The organism is Thiomicrolovo immobilis, assembly GCF_039645955.1.
Classification (GTDB): domain Bacteria; phylum Campylobacterota; class Campylobacteria; order Campylobacterales; family Sulfurimonadaceae; genus Thiomicrolovo; species Thiomicrolovo diazotrophicus.
Genome location: NZ_CP147916.1, coordinates 182499 through 199522 on the forward strand (window position 1 = coordinate 182499; position 17024 = coordinate 199522).

Annotated in this window: 19 protein-coding genes; 14 read left to right on the forward strand and 5 right to left on the reverse strand. The window is 56.7% G+C overall.

Annotated elements, in window-relative coordinates:
* Positions 1–3 precede the first annotated feature (3 nt).
* The 12 genes from WCX72_RS00965 (at position 4) to WCX72_RS01020 (ending at position 10273) form a co-directional block, all read left to right on the forward strand.
* Positions 4–1323 (forward strand): OprD family outer membrane porin, encoded by a 1320-nt coding sequence (locus tag WCX72_RS00965; protein WP_345970358.1) that lies wholly within the window; start codon positions 4–6, stop codon positions 1321–1323.
* Positions 1324–1346: 23 nt separating this feature from the next.
* Positions 1347–2093, forward strand: coding sequence for a carbonic anhydrase family protein (locus tag WCX72_RS00970; RefSeq protein ID WP_345970360.1), 747 nt, complete (start codon positions 1347–1349; stop codon positions 2091–2093).
* 68 nt (positions 2094–2161) lie between these two features.
* A complete protein-coding gene (locus WCX72_RS00975) occupies positions 2162–3667 on the forward strand; it encodes a peptide-binding protein (protein ID WP_345970362.1) in 1506 nt (501 codons plus the stop codon).
* Positions 3668–4321 (forward strand): HAD family hydrolase, encoded by a 654-nt coding sequence (locus WCX72_RS00980; protein WP_345970364.1) that lies wholly within the window; start codon positions 3668–3670, stop codon positions 4319–4321. It begins immediately after the preceding gene.
* Positions 4322–4457: 136 nt separating this feature from the next.
* A complete protein-coding gene (locus tag WCX72_RS00985) occupies positions 4458–5015 on the forward strand; it encodes a pyruvate flavodoxin oxidoreductase subunit gamma (RefSeq protein ID WP_231019746.1) in 558 nt (185 codons plus the stop codon).
* A gap of 9 nt (positions 5016–5024) precedes the next feature.
* Positions 5025–5417 (forward strand): 4Fe-4S dicluster-binding protein, encoded by a 393-nt coding sequence (locus WCX72_RS00990; RefSeq protein ID WP_231019748.1) that lies wholly within the window; start codon positions 5025–5027, stop codon positions 5415–5417.
* Positions 5417–6637, forward strand: a complete 1221-nt coding sequence (locus WCX72_RS00995; RefSeq protein WP_231019750.1) for a 2-oxoacid:ferredoxin oxidoreductase subunit alpha — start codon at positions 5417–5419, stop codon at positions 6635–6637. The genes WCX72_RS00990 and WCX72_RS00995 overlap by 1 nt, the downstream gene beginning before the upstream one ends.
* Positions 6638–6648: 11 nt before the next feature.
* Positions 6649–7605: a thiamine pyrophosphate-dependent enzyme gene (locus tag WCX72_RS01000; protein WP_345970365.1), complete on the forward strand. Its 957-nt coding sequence runs from the start codon at positions 6649–6651 to the stop codon at positions 7603–7605.
* Positions 7606–7706: 101 nt separating this feature from the next.
* Complete coding sequence (luxS, locus tag WCX72_RS01005) at positions 7707–8222, forward strand: S-ribosylhomocysteine lyase (RefSeq protein WP_345970367.1); 516 nt, start codon at positions 7707–7709, stop codon at positions 8220–8222.
* On the forward strand, positions 8222–8527 hold the full coding sequence (locus WCX72_RS01010) for a hypothetical protein (protein WP_345970368.1): 306 nt from the start codon (positions 8222–8224) through the stop codon (positions 8525–8527). The genes luxS and WCX72_RS01010 overlap by 1 nt, the downstream gene beginning before the upstream one ends.
* Before the next feature lie 143 nt (positions 8528–8670).
* Positions 8671–9747, forward strand: a complete 1077-nt coding sequence (locus WCX72_RS01015) for a YeiH family protein (protein ID WP_345970369.1) — start codon at positions 8671–8673, stop codon at positions 9745–9747.
* 127 nt (positions 9748–9874) lie between these two features.
* Positions 9875–10273, forward strand: coding sequence for a hypothetical protein (locus WCX72_RS01020; RefSeq protein WP_345970370.1), 399 nt, complete (start codon positions 9875–9877; stop codon positions 10271–10273).
* Here the strand turns inward: WCX72_RS01020 and WCX72_RS01025 are convergent.
* A complete protein-coding gene (locus tag WCX72_RS01025; protein ID WP_345970371.1) occupies positions 10250–11119 on the reverse strand; it encodes a M23 family metallopeptidase in 870 nt (289 codons plus the stop codon). The two genes, WCX72_RS01020 and WCX72_RS01025, sit on opposite strands and share 24 nt — an antisense overlap.
* A gap of 273 nt (positions 11120–11392) precedes the next feature.
* Between WCX72_RS01025 and WCX72_RS01030 the strand changes: the two genes are divergently transcribed.
* The gene (locus tag WCX72_RS01030; RefSeq protein ID WP_345970372.1) at positions 11393–11830 is read left to right on the forward strand and encodes a DUF4395 domain-containing protein; all 438 of its coding nucleotides are present in this window, start codon (positions 11393–11395) and stop codon (positions 11828–11830) included.
* 6 nt (positions 11831–11836) lie between these two features.
* Here the strand turns inward: WCX72_RS01030 and WCX72_RS01035 are convergent, their stop codons facing one another.
* The 3 genes from WCX72_RS01035 to WCX72_RS01045 form a co-directional block, all read right to left on the reverse strand.
* Entirely contained in the window at positions 11837–12388 is a 552-nt protein-coding gene (locus tag WCX72_RS01035; protein WP_345970373.1) for a DUF882 domain-containing protein, read from the reverse strand.
* Between the two features lie 81 nt (positions 12389–12469).
* Complete coding sequence (locus WCX72_RS01040) at positions 12470–14101, reverse strand: L,D-transpeptidase family protein (RefSeq protein WP_345970374.1); 1632 nt, start codon at positions 14099–14101, stop codon at positions 12470–12472.
* A 113-nt stretch (positions 14102–14214) separates the two neighbouring features.
* Complete coding sequence (locus WCX72_RS01045; RefSeq protein ID WP_345970375.1) at positions 14215–15729, reverse strand: YifB family Mg chelatase-like AAA ATPase; 1515 nt, start codon at positions 15727–15729, stop codon at positions 14215–14217.
* A 136-nt stretch (positions 15730–15865) separates the two neighbouring features.
* On the opposite strand from WCX72_RS01045, the gene WCX72_RS01050 reads away from it, so the two are divergent.
* Entirely contained in the window at positions 15866–16438 is a 573-nt protein-coding gene (locus WCX72_RS01050; protein WP_345970376.1) for a hypothetical protein, read from the forward strand.
* Positions 16439–16501: 63 nt separating this feature from the next.
* Here WCX72_RS01050 and def read toward each other — a convergent pair whose 3' ends face one another.
* Positions 16502–17023, reverse strand: coding sequence for a peptide deformylase (gene def / locus WCX72_RS01055; protein ID WP_345970377.1), 522 nt, complete (start codon positions 17021–17023; stop codon positions 16502–16504).
* Between the last annotated feature and the right edge of the window lies 1 nt (position 17024).

The window sequence follows — 17024 nt, forward strand, 5'->3', positions numbered from 1 at the left end:
GGCATGATGGCCCTTTCGGCGTCGCTGATAGCGGCAGACAACACTGTCGCGGCGTGGTTCGCGGACGGCAAGGCATACGGCGATATCCGCTACTACTACATCGAGACGGATAAGGATAACGGCGCAGGCACGACCTCTTCGGCGCACGCCAACACGATCGGCGGGGAGCTCGGTTACGAAACGGCGGAGCTGTACGGTCTGAAGATGGGGGCGACCTTCATGACGACCAACCCTTTCGCGCTTCCCAATGCGGTCGATACCTCCATTATCGGCAAGGACAACGGCGTGCGCGGTGCCGCGGACCCGGCAAAGGGCTTTTCCGTCTTGGGGGAGGCCTACCTGCAGTACAGCCGCGGGCCGATGACGCTCTGGTACGGCCGTAAAAAGTACAACACGCCGCTCATCCACGCCAAGGTGGTCCGGCTGCTTCCGTCGACGGTGCAGGGGGGGATGGCCGCGGCAACGCTGGGCGGAGCAACGCTCAGCATCGGTTACCTCGACCGTTTCAAACAGCGCACCTCCAATGATTTCGTCAATATCATCGAACACGCCCTCGGTGCGGACACCGAGACGGTGACAGGGCACACTGCCGGCTACGTGGCACCGCTGAGTATCGTCTACAGCGGCTACGACGCGAAGCTTGAGGCGTATAACTACTGCAGTCCCGACTTCATGAATGCCCTCTACGTCGGCGCGGGCTATACGTATGCGCTGGGAACGAGCGGAGCACTCCTGGACGTGGGGGCGCAGTACATCAACCAGCAGAGCATCGGAAACGCCGCGGACAACCTTGAAAGCAACACGTCTATTACCGGCGGGAAAAAGCTGAACAGCAATGCCTTCGGCTTCAAGGCGACGCTCTCCCACCACGAGGGGAGTTTCTTCGTCGCTTACACGAAAGTACTCCGCAGTGCGGGCGACCATGACTCGCTCGTGCTTCCCTGGGACGGCACGCCGCTCTTTACGAACATGATCACCTCCAACGACCTCTTCCAGTCGCTCTACGGCAGCGCATTCCAGGCCGACAGCGCCTATATCGGCGGGACCCAGGGAATCAAACTCGCTTATGCGCAGGGATTCGACTTTACGGGCATCAGCGGTTTCAAGGCGACGGTCAGCTGGGCACAGTTCAGTAACAACCGCCCCGGGTATGACAAGGACCAGCAGGACATCAACGCCGTGCTGGCTTACAAGCGCGATGCCTTTTCTCTGGCGCTCAAGGGGATCTGGGTCAGCAACAACACCGGAGCATCCAAGGACGGCACCGTCAGTCAGCTTGACAACCTGACCCAATACCGCGTGATCGCGAACTACACCTTCTAACGTCATCATAAAAAGGAGAAGAAATGACACTCAAAACATTGGCACAATCACTGGTCGCGGCGGCACTGATCGCTACGGCCTCCTCTGCGGCGGAACATGAATCGAAAGCGCACCACGAAGCGCACTGGGACTACGCGGAAAACGGTCCGGCCCACTGGGAAGAGTTCAGCAAGACCTGCGGCATCGGGCATCACCAGTCTCCGATCAACATCGTTCCCGGCAAATCCATCGCCCTGAACCCGCAGTATGTGCTCCACCTGGATGAGGATATCCATACGACGGCGGATATCATCGACAACGGCCACTCCATCAAGGTCACGCCGAAAGCCGGGGGAATGATTGAGCTGGGCGGCGAGAAGTTCCGTCTGCTGCAGTTCCACTTCCACGGCAAGAGCGAGCACACCGTCGACGGCAAGCGCTACGACATGGTCGCGCACATGGTCCACCAGAACCCGGAAACGAAGCAGCTGGCCGTGGTCGCCGTCTTCTTCACCGAGGGCAAAAACAACTCGATGCTTGACAACATCATCGGCAACGTCGGCCGCGAGGCCCGTATCGACCCGCAGGATCTGCTGCCGGCAGATACCGCGCACTACTTCCACTACATCGGCTCCCTGACGACGCCGCCGTGTTCGGAGAACGTACAGTGGTACCTGTTGAAGACGCCGGTCGAGGCCTCCAAGGATCAGATCGACGCGTTCCGCAAATATTACGTGGACAACGAACGTCCCGTCCAGGAACTTTTCGACCGCTCCATCGAGGCGAACTAAGCCTGATTCGCCTCCTTTCGGGGAGGCAGCACCCCTTGTTCTAATCTCCGCTTCTGTACAATGGCGCCATGCGCATTTTTTACCTGCTGATCTTACCGCTCTTCCTGGCCGCGTCGACCCTGCACCTGGCGACCTCCTCCAACCCCGCACGCCTGAACCCGATCATTGCGACGGATACGGCCAGCAGCGAGATCGCCGGCTTTATCTTCAACGGCCTGGTGAAGTTTGATAAAGACGGCAAGGAGATCATCGGCGATCTCGCCGAATCCTACCGTTTCGAGGATAACCGTACCGTCGTTTTCAAACTGCGCCGCGGCGTCAAGTGGCAGGACGGCGCCCCCTTTAGTTCCGATGATGTCGTTTTTACCTACAACATCATCAACGATCCCTCCGTCGTCTCCCCCTACACCTCGACCTTCCGCATGGTGGAGTCGGTCACGACACCCGATGCCTATACGGTGAAAGTGCGTTACAAACAGCCTTATTTTAAAGCGCTGGAGACCTGGATGATGGGAATCCTGCCAGCACACCTGCTCAAGGATGAGAAGAACCTGATGAGCAGCGCGTTCAATCTGAATCCGGTCGGTACGGGGCCGTACCGCCTGAGCAAGCTCGAATTTTCAAAGCAGATCGAACTGACGGCATTCGATGATTACTTTGAGCACCGTCCAAAGATCGACCGAATCGCTTTTCACGTCATTCCCGACCCGACAACGCGTTTTTTGATGCTCAAGGCGGGGCAGATCGATCTGAGCGGGCTTGAAGCGATGCAGTACGAGCGGCAGCTGAATGCGGCTTTTTTCAAGCGCTTCCGTCCCATCGAAGAAATTTCGCACAGCTATACCTACCTGGGCTTCAACCTTAGGCTGAAGAAGTTCAAGGACCCGCGGGTACGCCGGGCGCTCTCCCTGGCCATCGACCGGCAGGCGATGGTCGATATCCTTTTTATGGGGCACGGCAGGGCCTGTACGGGCCCGTTCCTGCCCGGCGGTCCGGCCTTCAACCCCGAAGTGCCCATTCCGCAGCCGGACCTTGAAGCGGCCAAAGCACTGCTCAAAGCGGCGGGTTATGACGACGCCCATCCGCTCACCTTTGAAATCGCGACCTCCAACGCCACACCGGTCCGCCCCTATGCGGCCGAGATCATCCAGCACCAGCTCTCCAAGATCGGGGTAAAGGTGACGCTGCGCATCATGGAGTGGCAGGCCTTTTTGAACATGGTCGTTTTCCCGCGGGAGTTCGAGACGGTCCTGCTGGGGTGGGCGCTCTCCCTGACCCCCGATCCCTACCTGCTGTGGCACTCCGATAACGACAAGCCCGGCGCTTTCAATTTTATCGGCTACCACAACCGTGACGTGGACAGCCTGATCGAACGGATGCAGCAGACGGTGGAGCGGGACCGGCTTTCAACGATCTGGCAGCGCCTCTTCAAACTGATCACCGATGACGATCCCTACCTTTTCCTCTACATTCCCGACGAGATTATCGTGGTTGACAGGCGGATCCATCCGATCGAGCCGGCGCTGGAGGGAATCTGGCACAACTACATCGATTGGGAAATGGCACCGGAGTGAATGATGACGATTCTTTTTGACCTGGACGGTACGCTGATCGATTCGACCGAAGCGATCCTCGAGAGCTTTCACCGCACCTTTGACGTCCTGGGGGGCGAGCACCCTTCTGACGCCGAGATCAAGGCGCTGATAGGGCACACGCTGGATGACATGTACCTGCGTGTCGGGATCGCCCCCGAGGCGGTAGAGGTGTATGTCCGAACCTACAAAGAGCACTATCGCCGCATCTCAACGCTTAAAACGGTGCTGCTGCCGCAGGCGCGTGAAGCGATCGAAGCCGCTTCGGCCGTCGCGCGGCTGGGGATCGTCACGACAAAGACCGGGCTCTACTCCCGGGAGCTGATGGAACATTTCGGGGTGATGGACGCCTTCGAGGTGCTGATCGGCCGGGAGGACGTGACCCATGCCAAACCGCACCCCGAACCGGTGTTGACGGCGCTGGAACGGATGGGGGGCGATCCGGCCCGCAGTTGGCTCATCGGAGACACCCGTCTGGATGCGGAAGCGGCACGCCGGGCCGGGGTGAGTTGCGTCGGTGTTTTAAGCGGATATGATAACGAAGAGCAATTACGCTTATTAACGCCGTTTATAGAAAAAAATGCCCTTGAAGCGGTCCGATACATCGCAAACAAGGGGAGAAACGTAACGTTTTGACACCCTTTTTTTCTCTTCAAAAATGAAAAGCTGTATTTAAGAGCAACTGGTTTAGAATACCCGATATCTGAGAATAGTCATCATAAGTTAGTAGTATTATGCATATACTGTTCTTAAATCTACCCGAGGAGAAACCATGCTCGAAATCAGATGGCACAGCCGTGCGGGACAAGGTGCTGTAACCGGCGCCAAAGGACTGGCGGATGTTGTTTCCACGACCGGAAAGCATGTACAGGCCTTCGCCTTTTATGGCTCTGCGAAGCGCGGGGCGGCTATGACCGCCTATAACCGCGTTGACGACCATGAAATTCTTAATCATGAAAAATATATGAACCCCGACTTCGTCTTCGTTATCGACCCGGCATTGGTCTATACGACAGACGTGACAATCAACGACAAGCCGGAGACGGTCTACATCATTACAACCCATATGAGCACGGAAGACCTGGTGGCATCCCAGCCCAAGCTCGACGGGAAAAAAGTTTACACTGTCGACTGTATCAAGATCGCTCAGGAAACGATCGGCCGTGCAATTCCGAATACACCGATGCTCGGTGCTTTCATGAAGATTTCCGGCATGTACGACATTGAGTTTTTCAAGGACAGTATGAAACGCATTCTTGCCAAGCTGCCGCCGAAAATCGTTGATGCGAACATGGACGCGATCCAGCGTGCCTACGACGAAGTGAAATAAGGAGAGCAGATGAACAACGGATGGAACGATTTTGAAATCGGCGCAATGCTGCGCTCCTTCGACGGTGCGGTCAATGATGTCGCTACGACACTTCAGGAAGACCGCCCCTACTCCAAATCGAACTCCTTTACGGCGAGTGTCGCAGACTGGCGTATCGAAAAACCGATCTTTAACAAGGACTACTGTATCGACTGTCAGTTCTGTTGGATCTACTGCCCGGATATCTCCATTATTTCCCGGGACAAGAAGATGGTCGGCGTCGACTATGATCACTGCAAAGGCTGCGGTATCTGTGTTGAGGTATGCCCGACGAACCCGAAATCCCTGCTGATGTTTGCCGAGCAGGAAGATGAAGACAAAGCACTTGCCGGCTGGCCGGAAAAAGAGAAGAAGGAGAACTAATGGCAGATAAAATGGAACTGCGCGACGTCGAGGTCTGGGACGGTAATATGGCCGCCAGCCAGGCACTGCGCCAGGTACAGATCGACGTCGTCGCGGCGTACCCGATCACCCCTTCGACCCCGATCGTCGAGAACTACGGTAACTATCTGGCAAACGGCTATATCGACGGCGAGTTCGTCATGGTCGAGTCCGAGCACGCGGCGATGTCCGGCTGTATCGGTGCTGCCGCAGCGGGCGGCCGTGTCGCCACGGCGACCTCTTCCCAGGGCTTTGCCCTGATGGTCGAGACCCTTTACCAAGCATCCGGTATGCGTCTGCCGATTATCCTGAACGTCGTCAACCGTGCCCTGGCCGCACCGCTGAACGTCAACGGCGACCACTCCGATATGTACCTCGGACGCGACAGCGGCTGGATTCAGTTCGATGCGTATAACCCGCAGCACGCCTATGACCTGAACTTCATCGCTTTCCGCGTCGCGGAAGACCATGAGATTCGCCTGCCGGCCATGGTCCACCAGGACGGCTTCCTGACGTCGCATACGGCGCAGGGTGTCAAAACAATGGACGATGACACTGCTTATAACTTCGTCGGCGAATTCAAGCCGATGAACGATATGCTCGACCTCGACCACCCGGTCACGCACGGTGTCCAGACCGAAGAGGACTGGCACTTCGAGCACAAAGCGCGCCAGCACAATGACCTGATGACGAAGGTCTTCCCGAAGATCGAAGCTGCATTCGATGCGTTCGAAAAAATGACGGGCCGCCGCTATAACATCGTTGAAACGTACAAGACGGAAGATGCGGATGCGGTTGTCGTCTGTATGGGAACCTCCGTTGAAACGGCGTACGAAGTGGCCGATGAGCTGCGTGCCGACGGCAAGAAAGTCGGCGTAATCGGTATCCGTGTCGTCCGTCCGTGGCCGCACGCGCAGATCGCAGAGGCCCTCAAGGGGATCAAAGCGATCGGTGCCCTTGACCGCTCTTCGCCGAACGGTACCTTCGGGATGCTCTACAACGAACTGGCCGGTACGGTCGTTAACAGCGGTGAAGTGAAAGTCCTGACGAACTACGTCTACGGCCTCGGCGGCCGTGACCTCACCAAAGTCCATCTGCGCGAAATCTACGCAGAGCTGCTTGCCAATGCGGAAGCCGGCAAGCCGACGACACCGCTGCAGCAGCTGATCGGGGTCCGCGGACCGAAGATCAGCTTCCACTAAGGAGAAGAGATATGAGCGAAATGAAAAAGATTAAAAACCTTAAAGAGTTTTCAACCTCCGCGGACCGTTTCGAGGGGGCAAACCTCCTCTGTCCGGGGTGTGCGCACTCTATCATCGTCCGCGAAGTTCTCAATGCGACGAACGATGACCTGATCCTTGCGGCATCGACAGGCTGTCTGGAAGTCTGTACGGCGGTTTACCCCTATACGTCATGGGACGCTTCCTGGATCCATATCGGCTTCGAGAACGGCTCCACGGCCGTTGCGGGTGCCGAGGCGATGTATAAGGCTCTCAAACGCAAAGGGCGCCTGAAGCAGCCCGACCGCGAGCCGAAATTCGTTGCGTTCGGCGGCGACGGCGCCTCTTACGACATCGGTTTCCAGTGGATCTCCGGCTGTTTCGAACGCGGTCACAACATGATGTACGTCGTACTCGACAACGAAGTCTACGCAAATACCGGCGGACAGCGCTCCTCTTCCACACCGATCGGTGCGAGCACGACAACGGCCCCGGCGGGTCGCGTCAGCTACGGCGAGAAGATGCACAAGAAAAACATGATGCAGATCATGGCGGCGCACGGCTCACCGTACGTTGCGCAGGTTGCACCGAACAAGTGGAAAGATATGGTCAAGAAGATCCAGACCGGTTTCGCGACCGAAGGCCCGGTCTTCATCAACGCCATGTCCGCCTGTACGACGGAGTGGAAGTTCCTTCCCGAAGATACGATTGCGATCTCCGATCTGGCGACGGACTCCCTGGTCTTCCCGCTCTACGAGATCATCGACGGTACGAAGCTGAACATCACCTACCGTCCGAAAAATGTCATCCCGGTCAAGGACTATCTCGGTGCGCAGGGGCGCTTCAAGCACCTCTTCAAACCGGAGAACAAGCATGTCCTCGACGAGTGGCAAGCTCGCGTCGACCGCGACTGGGAATACCTCCAGCGCCGCGAAGAGGCCAGTGTCTAAAAGACACGGCTTCGCCCCCTATTAACCCCATCCGTTAAAGCCCCCTTCAATACACAAACGCTACCATTTGAGAAATTTTCATCCGATGTTAAAGGACAAATATGCCTCTGCTTGACAGTTTTACGGTCGACCATACCATCATGCCCGCACCGGCAGTACGCAAGGCCAAAGGGATGAAGACTCCCTGCGGAGATGCCATTACGGTCTTTGACCTTCGTTTTTGCAAACCGAACGAGGAGATCATGCCCGAGCGCGGTATTCATACGCTCGAACATCTCTTTGCCGGATTTATGCGCGACCACCTCAACGGCAACAACGTGGAGATCATCGACGTCTCCCCGATGGGGTGCCGTACCGGGTTTTACATGAGCGTGATCGGTACGCCGGAGGAGGCGCGTGTCGCCGAAGCCTGGGAAGCATCGATGAAGGACGTTCTCGGTGTTGAACACCAAGAAGATATCCCCGAACTCAACCTCTACCAATGCGGCACCTGCAAGATGCACTCCCTCGACGAGGCCAAGGCGATCGCGTCGGGCGTGCTGGACAAAGGGGTCGGCGTCATGGACAACGATGCGCTGAAACTGGACCTCTCCAAGGTTGAAAAGGCGGTCTGCTGATGAAGCTGCTGCTGCCGATGGACCGGGAGGACACCCAGGAGGGTTCTCTCGTTCCGATCGCGGAGGCCAAGACCTGGGCTCTGGTCGACGTGGAAGAGGGGCAGGTCGTCGAAGTCCGTTTTTTCGCACAGAAGGAGACGGCGCTGGAGGAGTGGCCCGATGCCGTTATCGTGCCGGGAGATTATGAACCGGTGATGGAGTTTATCGAACAGCAGATGATGGTCCTCGTTGCGCATATGCAGCGTTCCATCGACGACATCGTCGAAGCCTTCCTCTTCAAAGAGCTGCACGAACTGGCGTTTTGACGCCGGTTTTCTTTCAAAAAATCTGAATCAAGTATCAATATTCCCTTATTTTTCTTAACATCTTAAAAACTGTATAATTACACCCAATTATACATGGGCGCCCGGGTTTACCTGGCCGGCGTGCGCCCGTTAAAAGGGTTTTTATGGCTTTTTCCAAAGAGAAACGCAAAGGGACGATCAGCGGCATCATCTTCGTCGCGATCGTTGCCGCCGCCGCCACCTATATTGCGGCGCTGGCCCCGGTAGCGAAACTGGGGATCTCCCCCTTGGTTGTGGGTATCGTGATCGGTATCTTCTATGCGAATACGCTGCATAACCATTTCCCGGAAGCGTGGGAGAGCGGGATCGTCTTCTCCGGTAAAAAAATCCTCCGTTTCGCCATTGTCTTTTACGGTTTCCGTATTACCTTCCAGCAGATCGCCGAGGTCGGTATCGAAGGGTTCATGGTCTCGCTGATCATGCTGGGTTCAACCTTCATCCTCGGGACATGGCTCGGGAGCAAGATCTTCGGTCTTGACCGTGATACCGCGATGCTGACGGCATCCGGCGCTTCCGTCTGCGGTGCAGCGGCGGTCCTGGCGACGGAGCCGGTCCTCAAAGCGGAAGAGCACAAAGCGGCGATCGCCGTCTCCATGGTCGTCTTGTTCGGTACGATCGCGATGTTCCTCTACCCGGCACTTTACAGTGCAGGGGTCTTTGACATGACGCCGCGCGAATTCGGTATCTATGTGGGCGGCACGATCCACGAGGTCGCGCAGGTCGTCGCCGTCGGTGGTGCCTACGGTACGGAGGCGAGCGATGCAGCCGTCATCGTTAAAATGACCCGGGTCATCATGATCGCCCCGATGCTGATCCTTCTGGGGATCTACCTCTCCTATGCCGCGAAGAAAAGCGGCGGCGAAGGCGGTGTGATCAAGCTCGTCATCCCCTGGTTCGCTGTCTACTTCGTAGGGATGGCCGGTGTCAACTCCCTGATTCACGGCTACGTTCACGGCGGTGCGAGCGAAGCGGTCGCGGGGCTGATCACGTCGACGATCGCCTATGTAAACGAGATCGATACCTTCTTGTTGACGATGGCCATGACGGCACTCGGTATGGGAACGCGTTTCGCGAAGTTCAAAGGCCTTGGCCTCAAGCCGATCTACGCCGCCGGTGCGATGTTCGTCTGGCTCGTTGTCGGCGGTTACTTCATCACCAAAGCGGTCGTCGCTACGTTCTAGCACGACCTTTCCCCCAAATAGAGACCGCTTCGTATGAAGTGGTTTTTCCCTTCTCTTCATGACCACCCTGTAATAAACGTTGTCTTTTGCGATCTACAATTTGGGAAATCCCAAAGGGGAACGATCAATGAAAACAGCTGCGTACTATGTGAAAAGCGCGCTCGTCGGATTCATGTTACTGACGGGTGCTATGGCGGACGGCAGGAGCCTGGAGGACTCGCGGCGCAACAGCGATGACGTGCCGAAGCTTCAGAGCGCAGAGCGATCTCAGGACGTGCAGGCACGCATTGCAGAGCAGTTCAGTCAGAGGGACGCCGCGCATACCGCGTTGACGCGATACTTACAAAAACGGCTGCGCTTCCCGGAGAGCTTCGTCCATATCAAAACGTACTATCACCGTGAAGGCGGGCGCCTGCACGTGGAGATGATCTACCGGGCAAAAAATGCGCAGGGCCGTTTCTGCACGGAGCGGATGCGGGCAGAGGTTTCGCCGGAAGGGGCGTTATTCGGCGTCCGCTGCGCGTGACGTATCAAGCCGCGCTGTTTTGGTCTCCTGGAAAAGGCCGTTGAGCGTTGGGAGCAGCTGCATCGGATCGACCTGGACGCCCTGCAGCATCACGGCAAAATGCAGATGCGGACCGGTCACGCGGCCGGTATTGCCGCTGAGCCCGATCGGTGCTCCCTTGGCGACTTTGTCGCCGACCTTGACGTCGATACGACTGAGGTGGTAGTAGCAGCTGTAAAGCCCCTCCCCGTGGTCGACAAGCACGGAGTTCCCGGCGTAATAGCGCTCCTTGGCGAGTACGACCACGCCGTCGTTGACGGCATAGACGGGGGTGCCGGGCTTGGCCCGGAAGTCGGTGCCGGAATGAAAACTCCTGAGGCTGCCGTTGAAGAGCCTTGCCGTGCCGAAAATGCTGGTGACATTGCTCTCCATCGGAAGGGCGAAGGGTGTGGACCAGTAGCGCTGCGGCGTAAAGCGACCGTAGATCGCCATCGCTTCACGGTACTCCCTCGAGACACGTTTCTGCTGTTCGGGATTCGGTTTGACCTTGGAGGGCTGGACATGAAGGGTTTCAGAGGGATAGCCGCCGTCGATGATGCGGAAAGGGATCAGTTCGTCCCCTTGCGGACTGAGACGGTGCAACTGCTTCTCTCCCGGTGCGGTGCGGTACCCGACGGGAATAAGGGCAATGCGTTGATCGGGATCGGCCGGATGCTGCAGCAACGGGATCTCTTTCCCCCGGTAGAAGAGCCTCGCATCGTCATCGGCGGCAAGGCTGATCATGGCGGTCTGACCGTTGGCGATCTCTGTCGCCGCTGCCGGCAGCAGCACGCATAACAGCAGCAGGACGCTAAGAGATAACCGCATCGGGGCTCCTTTGTGTATGGCTTTTAACAGTATAGGCGGTTTCAGGTAAAGCGTCCTTTTAATGATAGTGGAAACGTTGAAGCCCGCAGCATTCGGGTCATGTTGCCTGCTCACCATCATCATGTTTGGAGCAGTAGAAGAATGCAGTGGAGAAAGATATACCATACTTGATTAATAAAGTATATTTACTTGTGTATTGTGATTTTTCTTTGATATGATCGCTCTAAAGATTGAAAAAGGTCTGCAAAACGACGGACCTTTCAAGGAGATATTATGGCTGCTGCATGCCCCGTGGCACTGATAAAAATAGATGAGAACCTGGTAAGACTGCAGGCCTTTTTTGTGGTAATAGCTGTCGCCGCTTTTTTGTGGAGCGACTCATTCTGGCTGCTGGCGCTGCTGGTGTATGATTTCGCGGTACGCGTTTTGGGGGCACCGAAGGGGAGCCCTTTCTTCCTGACAAGTCGAGCGGTCGTGAAACGTTTGCCTGTATCGGCGAAGCCGGTGGATGCCGGTCCGAAGAAATTCGCGGCGAAAATCGGACTGGTTTTCGTCATCACGGCCCTGCTGCTTGCGGTGGGAGGTTACGTTGAGGCTGCGACATGGCTGATGGGCGTGATGGCGCTTTTTGCGTTGCTGGAAGCCGCCTGCGGCTTTTGTGTGGGGTGTAAACTCTATGCGCTCTGTCTGCCGCTCTTTTCGCGGCAGTAGGCGAGGTTACCAGTAGCGGACGCGGCCGCTGTCGACGTGGACGAAGTGGGAGTCGGGATAGTAACCGACCCCGCCGACTTTTTCACTGACGGCGGCTTTGCGAAGCATGGAGAGCTCCGTGCCCGGAAGGTTGATGTCGATCGCTTGGCCAAGCATATGGAGGCTTTTTTTCGCGACGCCGGAGGTGTTGTTGTGCAGCATGGCATTCGTCTTCGGCGAGCGGTAGCCTGAAATGATGTGAAAGGCCTCTTTGCTGTCGAGTTTGGTACGGATGGCGTAGAGCAGGTCAAGGAGTTCGGTATCCATCGCGATCTCCGTGCCCGTCCGGTAGTCCCTCAGGATCTTATTGATATCGACGAGGGATTCCGGGATAAAACTGCCTTCGGCCCAAAAAGTGGTTTTGAGGCTTTCACCCGTATGAATGTTGTAAAAAGAGAGCGTTTTCTCATACGCGTCGGCTGTACTGCCGAACAGTGTGTTCGGAAGGGCGGCCGCTAGGGCCGCCGCCCCGCCCAGTTTCAAAAACGCTCTGCGATCCATTGCCTGTTCAAACGCCATCCGAATCCCCCTGTTTCTTATTTCTTATGTATATTATTATACCAAAACGAAACATGGTGGTATAATAGTAATATATATTACTCAGTATTTTTTAAGGTAATGGCTGAGTTTTCGATCGTACTTGTAGATGTCGTTGTAGAAATAGACCACGCCCTCTTCATCGACGCGCGCGGTCTGGTAGGTGATATAGACGGGGACTGGGCGGGCGAGACGGACCCAGCGGTTCTCGCCCGTCAACAGCTGTGTCAGGAGCGCTTTGTAGGTGATGTCCGGATCATCGAGGGCGAGAAGGTAATGGGCCAGCTCCATCGGCTTTCTGACCCGGATGCAGCCGGAGCTGAAGGTACCGTTGCCGTTTTTGAAGAGTGATTGCGAAGGCGTATCGTGAATATAAATGTCATAGGGGTTCTGAAAGAGGAACTTGACGTAACCCAGCGGGTTTTTCGTGCCGGGGTCTTCACGGAAAGTATAGCGACTGGTGTCGCTCTCCCGCCATTGTCTCCAGTCGATGGTCATAGGGTCGATGGGATGGCTTTCATCGGTATCGTCGGCGGCGAAAATCTTGATATGTTTAACGGCAAGGTAGTGGGGATCGGTCTGGAGTTTCGGAATGAGATCTTCGTTGAGGATCGTTACCGGTACGCGCCAATAGGGGTTGAGAACGATGTAGCGCATCATGGAAGCGAAGGTCGGGGTTTCGCGCTCGCGGCGGCCGACGATCGCCTGCATGGTGAGCAGCGGTTCATCATCCTGCATGACTTCCAGGGTGAAACCGGGGATATTGACGATGATATAGGGACCCCCGTTGTGGGGCGGCAGCCATTTCCACCGCTCCATATTGAGGCGGATCTTCTTCATGAGCGCCGATGGGGACTGGGCCATCTTCGCCGACGTGACCGGACCAACGATGCCGTCGGCCGTGATGCCGTGGCGTCGCTGGAAACGTTTGACGGCGTCGCGCAGCCGCTCCGTCTCCTCCGCTTCGTCTTCGGAGGGAGGATCGACCAGGTCGCCGGTCATGGCGAGACGGCGGTAGACATTAGCGTCGTCAGCGTAGTCTGCTGCATGGGTGCTCCAGCCTCCCGCGTCGGCGATCCTCCGATACTCGGCGAGGGCCGTACGCAGCCGCTGATAACCGATATGGTTCGGTGCGACTGAGAGCAGGACATCCTGTACGCCGCCCTGAGCGACATGCTCGCTCAGGAGGGCGGCCGGCTCGAGGAGGCTGTTGTCGAATTCATGGGTGGCATTGAGATCCGCCCCGTAGGCATGGCCGTAATGCAGATCGTGTCCAAGCGCAAAAAAAGCATCGGTGAGCAGTACGTCAAGCTGTGCAAGCTGCAGCGTTTCATTCCCCTCCTCCTGGCGGAGGGATTGGATCCTGCTCAGATGGTAGGAGGGCGTATAGGGGTCGAGCCCTTCGTCCGCGATGCCGTCGATCATCAGCCAGAGCGTGTCCGCCCCGGGAAGGAGACGGCTGTCGCGGCTCCAGAAGGGCGCGAAGCCGCGTTCGGCATAAAAACGCTTTGCCGCGGGCGCCAGCGCAGGCATCTCCGGTTTGGCGGTGGCGTTTTCATCCGCCACGCTGCGGATCAGTGCTGCGACGGGGCCTGCAGCGACCGGTACGGGTTGCGTACGGTTGGCCTCCTCTGCCGTCTCAAGGGCAACAACCTGCGTGCCGATGAGCAGGCACGCCTTCAGAACAGTGCTCACGATCTGTTGAAAAGTAGAGTGTTTCACGTCTGCCGTCTTTTGATCGGGGATATATCCCTATTGTATCGAGATTTATCCCAAGGGGAAGAGCGGTTGACGGACGCGGGCCGCTTTCAGGCCCGCCGGCGGTAACTGAGGGCCTCCAGGAGATGGACCGTGGCGATCTCCGGGCTCCCTTCGATGTCGGCGATGGTACGGGCGACTCTCTGAATCTTTTTGATGGCGCGGAAGGAGAGTGCGAAGCGCTGCACGGCCTGGGAGAGCAGGGTGCCGCTTTCAGCGTCCAGGCGGCAGTAGGCGTCGATACCGGCGTCGTCGAGGCGTCCGTTGAGCGCCTGCTGCCCGCGCGAGCGCTGCAGGGCGTGGACACGCAGCACCGTCTCGTGCATCGCTTCCGAGGTGAGCGAAGCGCTGTCCTCGGCCCGGACGGGCTGCATCTGTACATAGAGATCGATGCGGTCGAGGAAAGGGTCGGAGAGCCTGGAGCGGTAGCGCCTGATCTCCAGATCGCTGCAGCGGCACTCCAGCGCGTCGTTCAGCAGGTTACCGCAGGGACAGGGGTTCATAGCCGAGACGAAGAGGAAATCCGTCGGGTACTCCACCTTCGAGTGAACGCGCGAGATGCGGATGCGTCTGTCCTCCAGGGGTTCGCGCAGGGCTTCGAGCACCTGTTTGGAGAAGTGGGGGAGTTCGTCAAAGAAGAGGATACCGTTATGGGCCAGCCCCACCTCGCCGATCTGGGCCCTGTGGCTGCCGCCGCCGAAAATGGAGGCGGAGGTGCCGCTGTGGTGCGGAGCCCTGAAAGGACGCAGCGGCGCGAAATGGGGCGTTCTCCCTTCGAGGACATCGAGTTTAGCGATATCAAGGAGTTCGCGATCCGTCATGGGCGGTAAAATATGGCGCAGCCGCTTGGCGATCATCGACTTCCCGGAACCGGGGCTTCCTTCGAGGAGAAGGTTGTGCATCCCGCACGCACTGATGAGCGCGGCGCGTTTCGCGACCTCCTGGCCGCGAATCTCCCTAAAGTCCTCTGGATAGCGTTTCTGATAATAGTAGCGGACATCCTGAAGCGTCTGATGGGGGAAGGGGATGGGTCTCGGTACCGCCGGCCGGACGTCTGTATGCTCCTCCTCTTTGAAAAAGGCGATGGCGTCTTTAAGCGTTGCCGCACCGACAAAGGTGATCCCGGGAATATTGGAGAGTTTATCGAGGGCCACCATCGGGACGAGGGCGTTGCGCAGCAGCCCCCTGTTGGCCAGGGAGAGAATCAGCGGATAGAGCAGGAGGTTCTCCTTGACAGTGCCGTCAAGACCCAGCTCTCCGAACGCGTACCACTCGGGGAAGTCCCGTTCGGAACTGTCCAGGGCGATCAGGAGGGCCATGGCGAGGTCGAACTGGCTGCCGTGTTTTTCAACATCGCTGGGACTGAGATTGATGGTGATGCGTTTGGGCGGGAAGGTGAAGTCGTTTGCCAGCAGGGCGCTTTTGACCCGTTCCCGCGCCTCGGATATTGAGGAGGAGGCCAGGCCGACAACGGTGAAGGAGGGAAGACCGCGTGTCAGCGTAGACTCAACCGTGACCGGAAGCGCGTCGATGCCTTCGAGGGTGGCACATTTGAGCTGTTTCATGACATTACTCCCATAGGTCAGTGCAATCTTATCATTTTAGAATTAATAAAAACATAAATAGTTTTTGGACGTTTCTGTTTGATGAAAGCATGAAGCAGATACCATTGGAACATATATACTAGCTTCGGAGCTATAAATGTATCGCGTTCACTTAATATTACTGTTTTTAATTCTGCAGTTTGGTCTTTTCGCAGCGGCATTTGAAGATCGAGATGACAGTGCTGCAGAGATGACGGTGATCAACGGTCACCCATTGCCACCGGAACCGGACCCGGTCATCAATAATTCCACGCTCCTTGGAATCGACACCAATCATAATAATGTCAGGGATGATGTGGAGCGGTGGATATATGAGACGTATAAAGATAAACACCCGGTTCACATTGATATCGCAATGCAGGCGGCGAGAGCTTACAAGAAAGTGTTGGAGACACCTGAAAAAGCGAGGGAGATTCACGACGAAGTGCGTGCACCTTTGCATTGTCAGTTTCATTACCAGTATGACGCAAAATATTTCAATGAGCCGATATTAGTGGATAGTTCAATCATTACAAGCATTTTTATCAAGACAATCTATTTTAATACAGATGAAAGATTGTCAGCGTATACACAGTATGACGAGTTGTTAAGTTGTGGAGCTTACACACTACCCAAATGGAACGAAAGTAAAGCCAAATGTGACTTTAATACCAGCAAATATGAGGAGTAGCGCTTACATCGCCCACTGTAGTAGCAGGAATGTATATGGATCAAAGCGAAGCAGCCGAAAGGCTCAGCTGCCTTTCTTCTCTTTTTGAATCCGCTTGTACTCTTTCTCGAATTTCTTGCGGCGGGTGTAGGAGAGCTTTTCAATAAAGAGCTTGCCGGCGAGGTGATCCATCTCATGCTGGACGGCGACGCTGAGCAGGCCGTCGGCTTCGAGGACCTGCTCGTTGCCGTGGCGGTCCCGGTAGCTGACGGTGACCGTCTCGAAGCGTTCGACATCCTCGTAGAAGCCCGGTACGCTGAGACACCCCTCCTGGTAGAAGGTGGTGCCGTCGCTAAGCACGATCTGCGGGTTGATGATCTCCAGCAGTTCCGACCTCTCCTGTTCGCCCTGCTCGTCGGGAAGGTTGATGATGAGGACCTGGAGGGGTTTGGCCACCTGGATGGCCGCGAGGCCGATCCCGTTGGAGGCGATCATCGTGTCATACATGTCGTCCAGGAAGGTATGGAGGGCTTCGTCGAAACGCTCAACCGGCTCGGAGAGCTGTTTGAGGCGTTTATCCGGGTAGGTGACGATCGGAAGCTGCATG

Coding starts and splice junctions, on each gene's coding strand:
- WCX72_RS01045 (WP_345970375.1), bottom strand. CDS start 15,729: ATGAAACAGCTCAAATGTGCCACCCTCGAAGGCATCGACGCGCTTCCG.
- WCX72_RS00965 (WP_345970358.1), top strand. CDS start 4: ATGATGGCCCTTTCGGCGTCGCTGATAGCGGCAGACAACACTGTCGCG.
- WCX72_RS01000 (WP_345970365.1), top strand. CDS start 6,649: ATGAGCGAAATGAAAAAGATTAAAAACCTTAAAGAGTTTTCAACCTCC.
- WCX72_RS01010 (WP_345970368.1), top strand. CDS start 8,222: ATGAAGCTGCTGCTGCCGATGGACCGGGAGGACACCCAGGAGGGTTCT.
- WCX72_RS01015 (WP_345970369.1), top strand. CDS start 8,671: ATGGCTTTTTCCAAAGAGAAACGCAAAGGGACGATCAGCGGCATCATC.
- WCX72_RS01050 (WP_345970376.1), top strand. CDS start 15,866: ATGTATCGCGTTCACTTAATATTACTGTTTTTAATTCTGCAGTTTGGT.
- luxS (WP_345970367.1), top strand. CDS start 7,707: ATGCCTCTGCTTGACAGTTTTACGGTCGACCATACCATCATGCCCGCA.
- WCX72_RS01020 (WP_345970370.1), top strand. CDS start 9,875: ATGAAAACAGCTGCGTACTATGTGAAAAGCGCGCTCGTCGGATTCATG.
- WCX72_RS00995 (WP_231019750.1), top strand. CDS start 5,417: ATGGCAGATAAAATGGAACTGCGCGACGTCGAGGTCTGGGACGGTAAT.
- WCX72_RS01030 (WP_345970372.1), top strand. CDS start 11,393: ATGGCTGCTGCATGCCCCGTGGCACTGATAAAAATAGATGAGAACCTG.
- WCX72_RS00985 (WP_231019746.1), top strand. CDS start 4,458: ATGCTCGAAATCAGATGGCACAGCCGTGCGGGACAAGGTGCTGTAACC.
- WCX72_RS01025 (WP_345970371.1), bottom strand. CDS start 11,119: ATGCGGTTATCTCTTAGCGTCCTGCTGCTGTTATGCGTGCTGCTGCCG.
- def (WP_345970377.1), bottom strand. CDS start 17,023: ATGCAGCTTCCGATCGTCACCTACCCGGATAAACGCCTCAAACAGCTC.
- WCX72_RS00980 (WP_345970364.1), top strand. CDS start 3,668: ATGATGACGATTCTTTTTGACCTGGACGGTACGCTGATCGATTCGACC.
- WCX72_RS00970 (WP_345970360.1), top strand. CDS start 1,347: ATGACACTCAAAACATTGGCACAATCACTGGTCGCGGCGGCACTGATC.
- WCX72_RS01035 (WP_345970373.1), bottom strand. CDS start 12,388: ATGGCGTTTGAACAGGCAATGGATCGCAGAGCGTTTTTGAAACTGGGC.
- WCX72_RS00990 (WP_231019748.1), top strand. CDS start 5,025: ATGAACAACGGATGGAACGATTTTGAAATCGGCGCAATGCTGCGCTCC.
- WCX72_RS00975 (WP_345970362.1), top strand. CDS start 2,162: ATGCGCATTTTTTACCTGCTGATCTTACCGCTCTTCCTGGCCGCGTCG.